Raw genomic sequence first — 15,316 nt, 5'->3', positions numbered from 1 at the left:
AATTAATGGTTTGAGAGGAGGTAGGTCATGTATTATCCCAATGGGAAGAAGTACCATAAGACTCTCCCGCGAAGCAAGCATTCAAAGCATCAGCCAAAGACAATTTATGCAAAAAGGGGCATGTTGCTGGAGGACATGTTAAATGACTCCAATGCCTGGTATTTATCTCATGACTTGGCAGTTATCCATAAAAAGCCAACTCCTATTCAAGTGGTCCATGTCGATTATCCCAATCGGCAACACGCTAAAATTACGGAGGCCTACTACCGCCAAGCTTCAACCACTGATTACAATGGGGTTTACCAAGGCAGGTATATTGATTTTGAAGCCAAGCAAACAAAAACAAAAACCCGTTTCCCTCTTAATAACTTCCATGACCATCAGATTAAACACATGGAAAAATGTAGTCAGCAAGGAGGTATAAGTTTTGTTATCTTACATTTCACCTCCCTGTCGCAAAGTTATCTATACCCGCTTAGTGCTTTATTAGAGGACTGGCAAGCTTTTCAAGAGGGGCAAAAAGCTTCCATCAGTCTCAAACGCATCGAAAACCAAGGTTATTTGATTAAAATTGGCTATCAGCCTCCCCTCGATTATTTAGCTGCTCTGGATAAGTATTTACAAAACAACAATTAAAAAGGAAGTGACTCTTTTGTCTACTCATTACCCCCATAATAGAAGGCGCACCTCTGGCTTAAATAAAGAGGAAAAGACACGACAAAGAAAAAATAATAATTTTAGCGATAAGCCCTTGTGGCAAAAAATATTACTGATTGGCCTTGGCGCTGTGGGCAGTCTCTTTATTATTTTAGCTATTATTGCCCTGATCTGGATTGCTCAAGCACCAGAAATTAGTGAAGGCGATTTACAAGGCTCTGTGGCCTCTGTAGTATATGATAACCAAGGAAATGAAGTTTTTGAAACCAGCCAGAATGAGCGAATTATCGTAGAAGGCGATGAAATCTCTCAAGAAACTTTTGACGCAGTGACTTCAATAGAAGATCGCCGCTTTCTCAAACATCGCGGTGTCGACCCTATCCGTATTATGGGTTCCTTATTTGCAAACCTAAGAGCAGGTGGGATTGCCCAAGGGGGGTCTACCCTTACCCAACAATTAGTGAAACTATCGGTTTTCTCTACAAATGAGTCGGATCGAACCTATAAGAGAAAGGTCCAAGAGTTATGGTTGGCTTTACAGTTAGAATCACAATTTTCTAAACAGGAAATTTTTGAATACTACATTAATAAGGTATATATGGCAAATGGTGTCTACGGTATTGGTACCGCCGCAAATATCTATTATGGCAAGCCTTTAACTGAACTGAGCCTAGATCAAACCGCGCTTTTAGCTGGGATGCCACAAGCACCAAATGAATACGATCCTTACCATAATCCCGATAAAGCCAAAGAGCGTCGTGATACCGTGCTCTACACCATGTTAGATAATGACACCATTACTCAAGAAGAGTACCAAGAAGCGATTAGCCAACCGATCGATCACGGTTTACTCCCGCTTAACGAACAGATTGATACCAATAATCAACAGAAATTGATGCTCGATTCCTATATCCAACAAGTCGCTGCCGACGTTAAAGCAGCAGGCTATGACCTTTACTCTGATGGTTTAAAAGTCTATACCCATCTAGATATGCAAGCACAAACTTTTCTACATCAAACTGCTGAAGATAACAATGGTTTACTTTTCGATAATGATAATATCCAAACGGCCGTATCCGTTCTAGATACCAGCAATAGCCATATCATTGCCCTATTTGGTGGTCGCCATTTAGAAAACCAATTGGGTCTTAACCGGGCTACCCAGTTAAATCGTAGTGTCGGTTCATCCATAAAACCCTTATCTGCCTATGGACCTGCCTTTGAATATTTAAATTATTCGCCGGGTCAAACTGAAAAAGATGAACCTTATCAATATTCAAGTGGAACCAAAGTTTATAACTGGGACCGTCAATACCAAGGAACCATGACCTTAAGAACAGCCTTGAAGAACTCAAGAAATATCCCTGCCATCAAAGTCTTCCAAGATGTTGGTCCAGAACGTGCCGATGAATTTCTAAAGAAATTAGGAATTACTTTGAATGATGGCAAAGGTCTGGTTGAATCCAATGCTATCGGTGGGGAAATGACTCCTTTACAATTAAGCGTTGCCTATGCTGCAATGGGGAATAATGGTCAATATAATGAAGCTAAAGCTGTCGATTACTTCATTACTACAGACGGAGAAGAAGTTGATGTTCAAGGTGAATCGCATGAAGCGATGAAAGACTCCACGGCCTACATGCTAACCTCTGTCTTAAAAGATACCTTTAAATCAGGTCTATCTTCCTGGATTCATAATCCTAATATTCATGAAGCCGGTAAAACTGGGACGACCAATTACACGGATGACCAAGTTCGCCAATTGAATATTCCAGCCGGAGCAGTCCCCGATCACTGGGCCAGCGGTTATACCAAAAACCATACAGTAACAGTATGGACAGGGCATGACGAGCCTTACCAGGCAAATGGTTACTTAACGACAGCTCAACAGCAAATTGCGGATCGCCTATACCGGCAAGTAATGGATCACTTAGAAAGTAGAAATCCAAGTAGCGATTGGACCCAACCTGACTCCGTCCATACAGTTGATTTAATATTTGGCTCAAAACCACTCCGCTTAGCTAATCCAGGCGCTGGTCATAGTGTACGAGACTTAGTCAATAATGAATTATATCAAGAACTTAAGCAAAATTATGGCAGACAAACTACCATCGATATTGACTCCAATTCTTACTCTGAAAGTAGCGAAGAAGTCGAAACTTACATTTCAAGAGAGAGTGAAAGTCAAGTCGAAGAAAGTAGTCATTCTGGACTGGAAGAAAGCCACTCAGATAGTGAATTATCTGAGATTGATGATTCGACCTCAGCTTATCCAAAAGAGGATACTCCTAATTCAGAACGAACTAGTGAATCTGGTTTACAAAACCCACCTAGAGAAACACCAAGCTCTCAAAGAGAGCCAAGTGTGAGTCCAGGAAACAGTCAAAGAGAAGGTTATAGTCGACGGACCATTTACAGGTCGGGAGGCAATAGTGGACTACCTAATGCCAGTTAAAGTCTAGAAACTCTAATAACGATAAAAGCCCCCAAGGTTACTTTGGGGGCTTTTTCTGACTTTTAATATTAAAGAGAATTCATCAAAAAAATATAGTGTTTTATGGCGGCTCCAATAAGTCAGACTAAGCATCTAACTATTGAAGTCATTACCTTTGAAACCAGCTCTTTTTAGCTCTTTTCTAGTAGGAAGAATAAACTGAGCCTAGGCGCGGATGTAATCTGTAATTGCTTGACGCTCGTTGTCATTGTCACATAGAATAGCAAATAACTGACTACCTAACAAATCATGGTAAACCTTAGGTAGGTCTTTAACGGCTTTAACATCATTAGCATAACGTTCTTTAATGTCAGCAACTGAATGTTGGTAATTTTTATCTGCCTGCCTAAATGTCACCACGCAATAGCGTGAATCGTTGGGGTTAGCAGGAATTTCTTTGCCTAAAACAACCTTGGCATACATATCGTATAAGTCGATACTATGGGCGTAGTCATAGGCATCATGGCCAAAGCCACCAACAGCACGGTTATTATATTCAATACCCAAATAAGAATTATCCGGCATCCGGAAGAATTCGATATGGAAGAAACGCTCCTTAATTCCAAAGGCTTTAACGACATTTTCGCCAATTTCTTTAAGTTTTGGATCTACTTCTTTTTCAATCCAGTAGACCCCATCGCGGTCACCATTGACCCAATCCAAGGTTGGTTCTTCATAGGTTAGACTTCCATACCAAACAATATTTCCTTCTTGGTCCAATAAGCCATCAAAAGTACATAACTGCCCACCTTCAATAAACTCTTCCATAAAGTAAGGCGTCGTATGGTCCCATTGGGCTTCAAACTTTTCCAAGTCATCATCATTATCAATTCGGTAAGTATTACCAGCACCTACCCCAACATCTGGTTTTAAGACAACTGGATAACCTAAGGCCTTAGCAGCCCGCTTCAGACTAACTTTAGTTTTGACTAAACGCCCCTTGGCTACTGGACACTTAGCCTTCTTAAAGTATTTTTTCATTTCTGATTTGTGTTTTATTTTCTTCAGTTCCTTAGGTTTCATCCCAACAATGTTGAATTGCTCACGTAATTGAGCATCTAGTTCTAACCAATATTCTTCTTGCGATTCTATCCGGTCGATTGGACCATATTTATGGAAGAAAAAGGCCACTGCCTTCTTCACAGCTAAAGTATCTTCTAAATTATCCACCCGATAATATTCCGTAAGGGCTTCTTTAAGAGACGCCGGTAGAATATCATAGGCTTCACTCCCAATGCCTAATACTGTTGCACCATTTTGATGAAGTTTAACAGCGAATTCTTGGAAATTTTGAGGAAAATACGGGGAAATATAGACAAAATTCATAATTATCAAACTCCTTTTAAAATGAGGATTACTACAAGTTGGCTTATTAATAGTTAAATTTACCACGAACGCCAATATTAGGCAAGGCTATTGTCTGACTAGCCTAACTTTTACCTTCTAAAAATTTTCCTATATAATAGTAGCCACAAGAGAAAGGAGTCGACCATGTACCAAGAACATTACCATTTAAAATCTTCCCACCCCGATAAACACCCCTTAGATTACTACAGCTGGACAGCTGACCATCCCAAAGCCATCATACACTACGTGCATGGGATGTCTGAAAGTGCCATCCGCTATCAGCCCATGGGAGAATGGTTTCAGTCTCAAGGCATCACATTCATTGCCCATGATCAAGTTGGGCATGGTCCTTATGCAAAAGCCCATGACTCCCTAGGCTATTTTGGACCATATAATATGAAGTTAATTCTGGTAGAAGACCTCTACCGCGTGATTTGCGATGTCAAATCAGTGAATCCCAATGTTCCTTATTTTCTGATTGGACATTCCATGGGGTCTTTTATCAGTCGGCTTTTTCTACAAAAATATAGTCACACGGTCTCTGGAGCCATTCTCTCCGGTAGCGCCGATCATTCTTTTGTAATTGATTTGGGAAAATTATTGAGCCCCCTATTAACTAAGCTCAGTCGTCCGCAAGCGACCAATTTCTTTTTGCATCGTTTCTTATTTGGTGGTCTTTTTACCCAATTTAAACGCCAGCCTAGTGAGCGCGATTTACGGATCTTGAAATATTGGTACCCTCAACCAGAAAAAGTAGACTATCCCCTGGATGGTTTTCCTTTTACTAATGATGGCTTTTGGCATTTAATTAGGTTAGTCGACTCCGCTACCAAAAAAGGTTGGGCCAAGACGATTGACCCCCATCTTCCCCTGTATTTTATGAATGGAGCCAATGATTTTCTACTAGGTCCAAGCAAAAAACTCTCTGGCACCTACCAGGAATTGAAGCAAGCTCATTTTCAAGATGTCATTTTTCAAGTTTATGAAAAACGCGGTCACGAGCTTTTTCTTTATGACAATGAAGAAGTTGTTTACCATGATATTCTGACTTGGATAAGTCAACATAGTCTGCCAAAGCAAACAAAGTCAAATAATTATTCTCTAAGGAAGTGAATCATATGACTAAGAAAAACTCCATAACCGACAGTGAACACCAGGTTCTTCGGGTGATTTGGGCTCAAGGAGCAACCACCAGTCGTTTTGTAATCGATAGCCTCAGCGAAAAGACGGGTTGGAAACCCACAACCATCAAAACCCTCTTACATCGCTTAGTCAATAAAGGCTATCTAGCGACTGAAAAAAAAGGAGGACAGTATCTCTACCATCCTCTAATTTCTGAAGCAAGTAGCCAAGCGGCCGATATTAATAATTTACTCAAGCAACATTGTCGCACCCACGCCGACCAATTAATCATTGACATGATCAAACAAAGTGACCTGGACCAAGGCATGCAAGACAATATTTTCCAAGCCTTGAGGGATAAAGACCTTGTCCCCACTGTCACTTGCCATTGCATCCCTGGCCAATGTGAGTGTCACAAAGATATTGGGTAATTTTTTTATTCACTGAGTTGCCAATTAATTGGACTTTGTCCGCTCTCAATTAAGAGTTGGTTAGCCTTGGAAAAGGGTCGGGACCCAAAGAAACCTCGGTAAGCTGATAAGGGACTAGGATGGACAGAGGTTAGAACAGCATGCTTATTTTCATCGATAAATCGTCTCTTCGACTTAGCTGCATTTCCCCATAAGATAAAGACAACTCGTTGATTACGCTTATTTAATTGTTGGATAGCAAAGTCGGTGACTTCTTCCCAACCCCGACCGCGATGTGAATGGGCCTTCCCTTGACGTACCGTTAAAACAGAGTTTAATAATAAGACCCCCTGCTCGGCCCACTCGGTTAAATTGCCATGATGAACTGGTTGAAAACCAACATCAGTACTTAGCTCCTGGTAGATATTATTTAAGGAAGGCGGAATCGCCACCCCTTTCTGTACCGAAAAGCTTAGTCCATGGGCTTGATGGGGTTCATGATAGGGGTCTTGCCCCAAAATAACGACTTTTACCTGGTCAAAAGGGGTTAACTTAAAGGCCTCATAGATATGCCACATATCTGGGTAGATCACCTGACTACGATATTCATCTTTTAGAAACTCTCTTAGTTTTTGGTAAGCAGGACTTTCAAAAACTGGATCTAAGGCCTCTTGCCATTGGTTGTTAATGATTGTATGCACGCTTGATTTCCCCTTTCCTTTATCACTTAACTTATACCTAGTCTACCATTTTTTAAAATGTTACAATAGCCATAGTTATAACGGATTTTATAAAAAAAAGGAGATTTTTATGCTGGAATTAATTGTTTCTGATATGGACGGAACACTATTGGACGAAACCATGCATATCCACCCACGCAATCGTGAGGCCATCATGCATACCTACCAATTAGGTATCCCATTTATCGTTGCTACCGGAAGAAACTTCCATGAAGCCAAGGTACTCTTAGACGAAGCCGGTATTCGTTGCCCGATTATCGGTTTAAATGGTGCCATTCTTTTTGACCGAGAAGGTGAGGTAGAGTATGAAATTGACTTAGATGACCAAGTCGCTAAAGAGATTATTCACTACGGACACGAACATGGCTATTACATGGAAGCCATGACCTCAAAGAACGTCTACTCCAATTCAAAGCACCAACGCCTTCATTACATTGCAGATATGATTCAAAGAATGTCTCCTGAATTGAGCTTTGAAGAAACCCTTAGTCGGGCCAGCCAATCGAATGAGGTTAACTCCATTGAATATATTGATGATTTAACTGACCTCATTGAAGAAGAAGGCCAGCACATCCTCAAATTAGTATTTATTCATGAAAAGGGACCGCAAGTCCTCCACCCGATTCAGCAGGAATTAAGTCAGCGCTATGATAACATTTATATCACTTCTTCCTTTAAGTCAAACTTGGAAATTTCAGCTAAGACAGCTAACAAAGGGGGAGCTGTAGCCAAGTACTGCCAAGCCCATGGCTACAATCCTAAAAATATCATGGCTATTGGGGATAATTTGAATGATCTAAAAATGCTGGAAATGGCCGGCTATAGCTTCGCTATGGCTAATGCTGATCCCGCCGTTAAAGAAATTGCAGACTATGTCACCGGTCCTCATAACGAAGGCGGTGTCGCTGATGCCATCTATAAAGCCCTGGATTTGAGTCAGACTAATACGCAATGGGATAAGGCACCTTATGGAGACTAAGTCCCCTAACTGGCAGAAGCTTAAAGAGTGGCTAAAGTCTAGCTGGCAAAAAGTATTTGCCCCAAAAGGCAAAAGCATACTTTTTGTTTGCCTGGCTAATATTTGTCGTTCCCCCTTAGCTGAAGCCTTGCTCCGTGAAAAGATTAAGCAAGCTCATTTAAACACTCCCATAAGGGTTGATTCAGCCTCCATTGAGAATTGGCGCAATGGTGATAAGGCTGACTCTCGAGTGATACAGCTGCTCAAGGAACATCAAATACCCTATCAAGGACTAAAGAGTCGCCTTCTCAAGCCCATGGATGCTAAGCGTTTTGACTTGATTATCTGTATGGATACTACCATCTATGATGCTACTAGAGAGCGTCTAGGGGAAAGTTATTTTTCCAAAATTGTCCCTTTCTCTAATTTCCTTGAGGAACAGACTGACGTTGATGATCCAATGTTAACCAAAGACTTTCAAACCACCTACCAACAAATTGACCGAGGAACTGATAAAATTATTCACTACCTCCAAAATAATACAATGCATCATTCAGCCGCTGATAGTAAAATTCAATAAACACAAAAGCGACAGGAATTAGAATCCTGTCGCTTTTGTATTAGAATTAAATAAAATATTCAGTTTAATTACATCCTATACTGCTAGTAAAGTGCTTTAGCCAGCTTATTTGACATAGTTAAGGATATCGTCTAAGCGGTCAACAATGACAAGCGCTTGCGCCTTATTTTTCTCACTAGCTGCGACTAAGTCAGGCACCATGATGGTATCAATTCCCGAACGAAAACCAGCTTCAACCCCCGCTACCGAGTCTTCAATGATTAAAGCACTATCCTTACTTTGCCCCGTCTTCTCTAAGGCCTTTAAAAAGATTTCAGGATGAGGCTTAGAATGTGTGACTTCATCCCCAGAAGTAAAACCATCGATATATGAACTAATTCCAGCTCCTTTTAACCTGGAAATCACTTCTGAGCGATTACTGGAAGAAGCCACATGGATGGTAACTTCCATGTCTTTAAGAGCCTCGATAGTCTCTAGTAAACCGGCTTTATTGTCAATACCGGATTCAGCCTCAATTTCAACAAATCTTTGCTCAGCTTCATTGAAAAGCGTTTTGGCTAAATCCTGGCTGCCCGTTTTTTCCACTAGGGCCTGTAAGCAGGCTGCTGCTGTTCGACCAGCATGCTGGTCAATGTATTCTTGATCGGTAAATTCTATTCCTCGCGCTTGAAAAACCTCTTGATAGGCCTTAAGGTAGACAGATTCGGTATCAATTAAGGTTCCATCCATATCAAAGATAACAACTGATTTCACTGGGTCACTTCCTTCATTCCATGTATTTATATAAATCGCTTACATTTTTATCATATCACACTGCCCTTATCAGGACAAATTAGAGCTTTTTCTTCTCATTTACTGTTTGCAATCAAAGTTTTAATTCGTTATGATTAGTCAGTATGAGTGACTGAAACTACTCGATCATCAAAAAAAGTGAGGAATCATCATGTTACAAGTTTCAAATGTTAGCCTACATTTTTCTGACCGCAAACTTTATGACAATGTCAATTTAAAATTTAATCCCGGGAATTGCTATGGTATCATCGGTGCCAATGGGGCCGGAAAGTCAACTTTTCTTAAAATATTATCGGGAGAAATTGCCCCTTCTACTGGTGAAGTCAGTAAAGAAGCCAACGAGCGAATTTCGGTTTTAAACCAAGACCACTTTGCCTTTGAAGAATATAGCCCAATTGATACAGTCATCATGGGAAATAAAGAACTCTACCAAATAAGAGAAGAGAAAGATGCCATTTATGCAAAAAGTGACTTCAGTGAGGAAGATGGTATTCGTGCTGGTGAACTTGAGGCACAGTTTGCTGAAATGAATGGCTGGGAAGCTGAATCTGAAGCTTCGCAATTACTCCAAGGTTTAGGGATTGCAGAAGACAAACACTATCAACTAATGAGTGACCTCGAAGAACGTGACAAAGTGAAAGTGCTCTTAGCTCAAGCTCTCTTTGGAAATCCTGATATTCTCTTACTCGATGAACCGACCAATGGTTTAGATGCAGATTCTATTGAATGGTTGGCAGAGTATATTATTAACTTCCCTAACGCAGTTATCGTGGTCTCCCATGACCGCTATTTCTTAAACCAAGTATGTACCCATATCTGTGATGTTGACTTTGGTAAAATTAAACTTTACGTGGGGAACTATGATTTTTGGAAGCAATCCAGTGAGTTAGCCGCCAAATTACAAGCCGATGCCAATGCTAAAAAGGAAGAAAAGGTCAAAGAATTAAAGGCCTTTATCGCTCGTTTCTCAGCCAATGCTTCCAAATCAAAGCAAGCAACTTCCCGTAAGAAAATGCTGGATAAGATCGAGCTCGATGATATTCAACCATCTAGCCGTAAGTATCCCTATGTTGGCTTTGAACCAGAACGTGAAATAGGTAATGACGTCTTAACCGTTGAAGGCCTCTCTAAAACAATTGATGGCGTCAAAGTGCTAGATAATATTACCTTCCATCTGAAAAACGATGATAAGGTAGCCTTTGTTAGCCGCAATGATGTGGCAGTGACTACCCTTTTCCAAATTTTAATGGGAGAAATGGAGCCTGATTCCGGTAGCTTCAAGTGGGGAGTCACCACCAGTCAAAGTTACCTGCCGCGTGATACCTCAAAAGAGTTTGATAACAGCGACCAATCAATATTAGAATGGCTCTTCCAATATGCTAAAACACCTGAAGAACAAGACAATACCTTCTTGAGAAGTTTCTTAGGACGGATGCTCTTCTCCGGTGATGACGTGAATAAACACGTTAATGTGCTATCTGGGGGCGAAAAAGTCCGCTGTATGCTCTCTAAAATGATGCTTTCCAAGGCTAACGTCCTGGTTATGGATAATCCGACTAACCATCTTGACCTGGAATCGATTTCCAGCTTGAATGATGGCTTAATCCGCTTTAAAGGCGTCCTATTATTCTCATCCCACGATAGAGAATTTCTTTCAACCATTGCAAACCGGGTGATCCATGTCAGTCCTAACGGCTTAGTTGACCGGATTGAGACCGGATATGAAGAATATCTTAATAACGAGGATACCCAAGCTCGGGTAGATGCCTTATATCAATAAGATAGCATTTCAGGCACCATTAAAGGCCCGCACTAGCTCATTGACAAAGCTAGCGCGGGCCTTTTTGGACGACATCATCTTAAAATCGATCTAAGACATTGAGAAACTTATGAACTCTTTGATTTTTCTGAGCATTAAAGAAACTGTAAGGATCGCCCTCTTCAATCACTTCTCCCTGCTCCATAAATATAATACGATCAGCAACATTCTTAGCAAAGGACATTTCATGGGTCACAACGACCATGGTAGTTCCCTTTTTCGCGAGTTCAGTCATAATATTTAAAACCCCATCGACTAATTCCGGGTCTAAAGCTGAAGTCGGTTCATCAAACAGGATGAGATCAGGACTAGGTGCGATTGCTCTAGCGATCCCCACTCTTTGTTGTTGTCCTCCGGAGAGCTGATTAGGATAGCGATCCTTGAGTTTAGCCATCCCTACCCAGTCAAGGATTTCTTCACTTCGAGCAACTGCTTCATCCTTTGCCCAGCCTCGCGCTGTAACCAGGGGTTCTAGCAGATTTTCTAATACCGTTTTATTATTAAACAAATTATAATTTTGAAACACGAAACCAATATGTTGTCTGATTTTCAAAATCTCTTTTCGAGTAATTTTGCTTAAGTCATAATGCTCTCCTAAGAGGCCAAATTCACCATGATCTGCCTTTTCTAAGAAATTTAAACACCGTAAAAGGGTGGTCTTTCCTGACCCACTAGGGCCCAGAATAGCAATCACATCTCCAGAATCAACCGTTAAATCGATTCCTTTCAATATTTTTTGACCAAGAAAGGATTTGTGGATATTTTTAACATTTAACATCATTAATCACTCCTAGGCATGGGATAAATAATACTTATTAATGACCTGACCAAGATATTGAATTAAGCCACAAAGTATTAAATAAATCACAAAGATAACAATATAAGCACTGGTAAAATTATAGGAATAGGCAGCTGCAGTCTTTGCAATAGCTGTGATATCTTGCACCGTCATCACAAAGACTAAAGAAGTTCCCTTAACTAGTTCAATAATTAAATTAATAAATGAAGGTAAGGCCACTTTAAGCAATTGGGGAAAAATAATTCTTTCAAAACTTTTCCAGGGACTTAAACCAGCACTTAAGGCTGCTTCCCATTGACCATAATCAACGGCCATTAAGGCAGACCGAAAGATCTCGGTTAAGGAAGCTAGCGCAATTAAGGAGAAGATAATATAGGCATAGATAATCGGATTAAAATTAAAGACGTCCACCTTAACATGAATTAAGTTGGTGAATTGATTTAAAAGGCTAGGCAGTAAACTGTAAAAGAACAGAATAAGAACTATTAATGGGGTAGCGCGAATGATCGCTAAGTAAACTTGAATAAACTTACTAATGACTGGCAGCTCCCTCTGTAAAGCTAAGGCAAACAATAAAGCAGGAGCGATAGAAAATATTACCGCTACCAGCATAATACTAAGGGTCACAGGAATTCCTTTTAAGGAAGCAAAAAAAGTATCAATAATAAAATCCCAATTCATCGCCCTATACCTCCCCTTTAGAAATTTCTTTTTCTAATAGATGAATAGAAACCATAATTAATCCGGCAATAATCCAATAGATAATGGCTACTGCCAAATCTGTTTCTAAGGAAAAATTCCCCATATTTCGATTAATAAATAATTGCCCTGCCCCCATGACATCAATTAATCCAATGGTATAAGCTAGGGCAGTGTTTTTTAATAAAGAAACCGTCGAGTTACCAATATTGGGTAGGGCAATCCTTAAGGCTTGAGGTAGTATGATTCTAAAGAAAGTCCTAGCTTCTGACAGGCCTAAGGCTAAGCCAGCCTCTCTTTGCCCCTTATTGACCGCATCATAACTTGCTTTGAACACAACAGAAATATTGGCTCCATATAACAAAGTTAAGGCAATAATGACAAAGACTGCTTGTGAGAAATCATGAATGTTAATCTTAAGCCACCACTTCAATAGCTGGGGTAAACCATAAAACACTAGAAATATCATCACTATCGGTGGCGTACAGCGCATAATAAATATATAAGTCTTGGTTATTTGCTGATACCATCTTTGCTTTGCCTCTAAGCCATAAGCTAGAATAACTCCTAGTAAATTGCCAAGGGTAAAGGAAATAATTAATATAAATAATGATACTGGTATAAATGGTATCAATTCCTTAAATAAAGGGAATATGGATTTTACATCAAAATTAACCATATTATCTCCTTTCTACACTAGTCAGTGAATGGCAATAGCCCTGAAACTTAGATTGAACTGACTGCTTACTCTGAAAATAATTATTCAGAAGACTTCATTTCATCTAGACTTAATCAGGGCTAAGTAACACATCCTCGTCTTACATCAGATTGCCATTTTTAATCTTTAATATAATCAAATACATTTTTATTTAAGTATTGTTGGGATAATTTTTCTAATGTACCATCTTCACGGAGTTCTTTAATCGCTTGATCATAATCCTTGACTAATTGTTCATTTTCATCAGTCCGTTCAAATAAAGGATAGATTGGAATCCCTTTATAAGTCACATAAGTCAATTGATCAGCTTTATCATGATAAGGACCATCTTCATCTTCTACAGACTTTTTATAGGATAAGTCAATAGAGAAGTAAGCATCATAACGTCCTTCAAGCACCCAACCATAGGCATCGGATAAGTCAAATTGGTCAGCAGGAACCAAATCAATAGGATGATCAGGATTCTTTTGATTATAATCTTGAATCACATCATATTGACCGTTTTGTGGCGAAATAGGAACTAATCTCCCCTTTGCCTTAGCGAAATCATCGATGTTTTTATATTTATCCTTATCTTCGGAACGAATGGTCAACCCAATCACACTCGCCCCATGATAGTTTTTAGGAATAATAAACTTCTTAGCCCGCTCATCGGTATACCAGCATCCCTTAATCCCTGCGTCATACTTGCCTGACTCTAAGCCAATGAGTAAGTCTTCATTAGAGGTGGGGACAAAGTCAAAGTGGTACTGAGGCAACTTCTTTTCAACTTCTCTAAAAACGGCAACCTCATAACCATCGGCTTCGCCCTTATCATTCACGAAATTATAGGGATAATAATTTTGCCAAAAAGCAACCTTCACATTACGTGCATTTTCTTTACTTGGTTCATTACTCCGGTTTCTGATTAAGAAGCTGGCTAATACAACGACTACCGCCACTAAAATACCGATAAATAATTTTTTATTTTTCATTTTCAGCTGCCTCCTCTATACTTGCTTGGCGAACCCATTCAAAATGTTCTCTTGGTGTATCTGCAGGAATAGTACAATCTGCGCCAATCACATAAGGCGTATCGCCAGCTTCTTTAATTAATTGCTTGGTATAAGCTTTAATTTCTTCCTCTGTCCCCTTGTAAATGAGGTCATCTGCTGTATTTTGGAAACCACCCACAACAACCTTATCTTTAAAAATCTTCTTGCCGTCTTCAATTGATAATTTTTCCGGACCAGTTGCCCAATTAACCGCACTGGCTGGATAGTCAGCAAATTTTTCTAATCGGTTATGGGCGCCTAAGTAACCACAAACATGGAGGATATGATGAGGTTTAAGTTCTTTAGCACGATTTAATAAAGCCGTATCCAATGGCTTAACCAGTTCAATGAAGTCTTTGTCAGTGAAATCATCGCTTTGTAAATCTTGGGTAGAATAATAGATGCCATCAACGGTAGTCTCTGATAAGATCCCTTCAATGACCTTTTGAATATCTCCCGCAATAACTTTTAAAATTTTTGCGAAAAGTTCAGGATCTTCCTGATAGAACCGGCTGACACGTTCATCTTGGTCATCATATAAAATTTTGAAGGTAGTTAGTGGACCGAAAATATTATAAAAACTATACAATTGGTTATTATGTAGGGCTTCGACTTCCTTGGCAAACTGAATTTGTTCTTGAATCCAAGGATCATCATTTGCTAGCGGTTCAATTTCTCCAACTTCCGATAAATGCTCAGCTTTTTGTAACTTTTCATTAGGATATTGAAAATAACCATCAGTCATTATCTTTATATAGTCAGGCTCAATGTCCTTAAGAAATTGTTGGTGGCCAGCTAAATTAGCTGGTTTGATTTGATCATCTTTCAACGCATTAGCATGGTAAACATCTTCTACAAAGTGGTGCCAGAAACCAACCGGCGTCCGCTCAGCTTGATGGCCATCAAAGACTGTTTTTACTAATTCCTTCTTACTCATTTTGTTTTCCTCCTTACTAGTAAAACTCCAATTCCCCAAATAAATAAAACTGAAGTTTAACTAATTTTTTGTAAGTTATATTTTTTATTGACTTAATATTAGTTAGGGACGACCTAAAAATCAATAGTTTTAAGTTAAAAATGATAATCTATCTTTCGATCAAATCTGATACACTCCCGCTCGATCAAATACGTTCGCCCGGTCCTTGAG

15 protein-coding genes are annotated in these 15,316 nt (G+C 39.7%); 7 read left to right on the top strand and 8 right to left on the bottom strand.

Translation table 11 applies throughout. The features are described from left to right. Positions 1-27 precede the first annotated feature (27 nt). Together recU and AWM73_RS03815 are read left to right on the top strand one after the other, a co-directional pair. Positions 28-636 carry a Holliday junction resolvase RecU gene (recU, locus tag AWM73_RS03820; RefSeq protein ID WP_060778152.1) on the top strand — a complete coding sequence of 203 codons (609 nt, stop codon included), beginning with the start codon at positions 28-30 and terminating at the stop codon, positions 634-636. Between the two features lie 7 nt (positions 637-643). Beyond that, the gene (locus AWM73_RS03815; protein WP_060778151.1) at positions 644-3,112 is read left to right on the top strand and encodes a transglycosylase domain-containing protein; all 2,469 of its coding nucleotides are present in this window, start codon (positions 644-646) and stop codon (positions 3,110-3,112) included. Positions 3,113-3,316: 204 nt separating this feature from the next. Here AWM73_RS03815 and AWM73_RS03810 read toward each other — a convergent pair whose 3' ends face one another. Beyond that, positions 3,317-4,477: an ATP-grasp domain-containing protein gene (locus AWM73_RS03810; RefSeq protein WP_060778150.1), complete on the bottom strand. Its 1,161-nt coding sequence runs from the start codon at positions 4,475-4,477 to the stop codon at positions 3,317-3,319. A gap of 165 nt (positions 4,478-4,642) precedes the next feature. Between AWM73_RS03810 and AWM73_RS03805 the strand changes: the two genes are divergently transcribed. Beyond that, entirely contained in the window at positions 4,643-5,611 is a 969-nt protein-coding gene (locus AWM73_RS03805) for an alpha/beta hydrolase (protein ID WP_060778149.1), read from the top strand. 5 nt (positions 5,612-5,616) lie between these two features. Further along, entirely contained in the window at positions 5,617-6,051 is a 435-nt protein-coding gene (locus AWM73_RS03800) for a BlaI/MecI/CopY family transcriptional regulator (RefSeq protein ID WP_060778148.1), read from the top strand. Between the two features lie 5 nt (positions 6,052-6,056). Here AWM73_RS03800 and AWM73_RS03795 read toward each other — a convergent pair whose 3' ends face one another. Next, a complete protein-coding gene (locus AWM73_RS03795) occupies positions 6,057-6,731 on the bottom strand; it encodes a uracil-DNA glycosylase (protein ID WP_060778147.1) in 675 nt (224 codons plus the stop codon). 109 nt (positions 6,732-6,840) lie between these two features. Here AWM73_RS03795 and AWM73_RS03790 point away from each other — a divergent pair, with 109 nt between their 5' ends. Further along, positions 6,841-7,749 (top strand): Cof-type HAD-IIB family hydrolase, encoded by a 909-nt coding sequence (locus AWM73_RS03790; protein ID WP_060778146.1) that lies wholly within the window; start codon positions 6,841-6,843, stop codon positions 7,747-7,749. Next, positions 7,739-8,308, top strand: coding sequence for a low molecular weight protein-tyrosine-phosphatase (locus AWM73_RS03785; protein WP_060778145.1), 570 nt, complete (start codon positions 7,739-7,741; stop codon positions 8,306-8,308). Before AWM73_RS03790 ends, AWM73_RS03785 begins: the two co-directional genes overlap by 11 nt. A gap of 105 nt (positions 8,309-8,413) precedes the next feature. On the opposite strand, the gene AWM73_RS03780 is transcribed toward AWM73_RS03785, so the two are convergent. Next, entirely contained in the window at positions 8,414-9,061 is a 648-nt protein-coding gene (locus tag AWM73_RS03780; RefSeq protein WP_060778144.1) for an HAD family hydrolase, read from the bottom strand. Positions 9,062-9,251: 190 nt separating this feature from the next. Here AWM73_RS03780 and AWM73_RS03775 point away from each other — a divergent pair, with 190 nt between their 5' ends. Beyond that, complete coding sequence (locus tag AWM73_RS03775) at positions 9,252-10,880, top strand: ABC-F family ATP-binding cassette domain-containing protein (protein WP_060778143.1); 1,629 nt, start codon at positions 9,252-9,254, stop codon at positions 10,878-10,880. Between the two features lie 79 nt (positions 10,881-10,959). On the opposite strand, the gene AWM73_RS03770 is transcribed toward AWM73_RS03775, so the two are convergent. The 5 genes from AWM73_RS03770 to AWM73_RS03750 all read right to left on the bottom strand — a co-directional run bounded on the left by AWM73_RS03770 (position 10,960) and on the right by AWM73_RS03750 (position 15,106). Further along, positions 10,960-11,697 (bottom strand): amino acid ABC transporter ATP-binding protein, encoded by a 738-nt coding sequence (locus AWM73_RS03770; protein WP_060778142.1) that lies wholly within the window; start codon positions 11,695-11,697, stop codon positions 10,960-10,962. A gap of 12 nt (positions 11,698-11,709) precedes the next feature. Further along, complete coding sequence (locus AWM73_RS03765; RefSeq protein WP_060778141.1) at positions 11,710-12,399, bottom strand: amino acid ABC transporter permease; 690 nt, start codon at positions 12,397-12,399, stop codon at positions 11,710-11,712. A gap of 4 nt (positions 12,400-12,403) precedes the next feature. Next, entirely contained in the window at positions 12,404-13,096 is a 693-nt protein-coding gene (locus AWM73_RS03760; RefSeq protein WP_060778140.1) for an amino acid ABC transporter permease, read from the bottom strand. A gap of 158 nt (positions 13,097-13,254) precedes the next feature. Further along, positions 13,255-14,109: a transporter substrate-binding domain-containing protein gene (locus AWM73_RS03755; protein ID WP_060778139.1), complete on the bottom strand. Its 855-nt coding sequence runs from the start codon at positions 14,107-14,109 to the stop codon at positions 13,255-13,257. Beyond that, the gene (locus AWM73_RS03750; RefSeq protein WP_060778138.1) at positions 14,099-15,106 is read right to left on the bottom strand and encodes a uroporphyrinogen decarboxylase family protein; all 1,008 of its coding nucleotides are present in this window, start codon (positions 15,104-15,106) and stop codon (positions 14,099-14,101) included. The genes AWM73_RS03755 and AWM73_RS03750 overlap by 11 nt, the downstream gene beginning before the upstream one ends. Between the last annotated feature and the right edge of the window lie 210 nt (positions 15,107-15,316).

The organism is Aerococcus urinae (assembly GCF_001543175.1).
Classification (GTDB): Bacteria; Bacillota; Bacilli; order Lactobacillales; family Aerococcaceae; genus Aerococcus; species Aerococcus urinae.
This window is presented reverse-complemented; position numbering and strand designations above follow the sequence as displayed.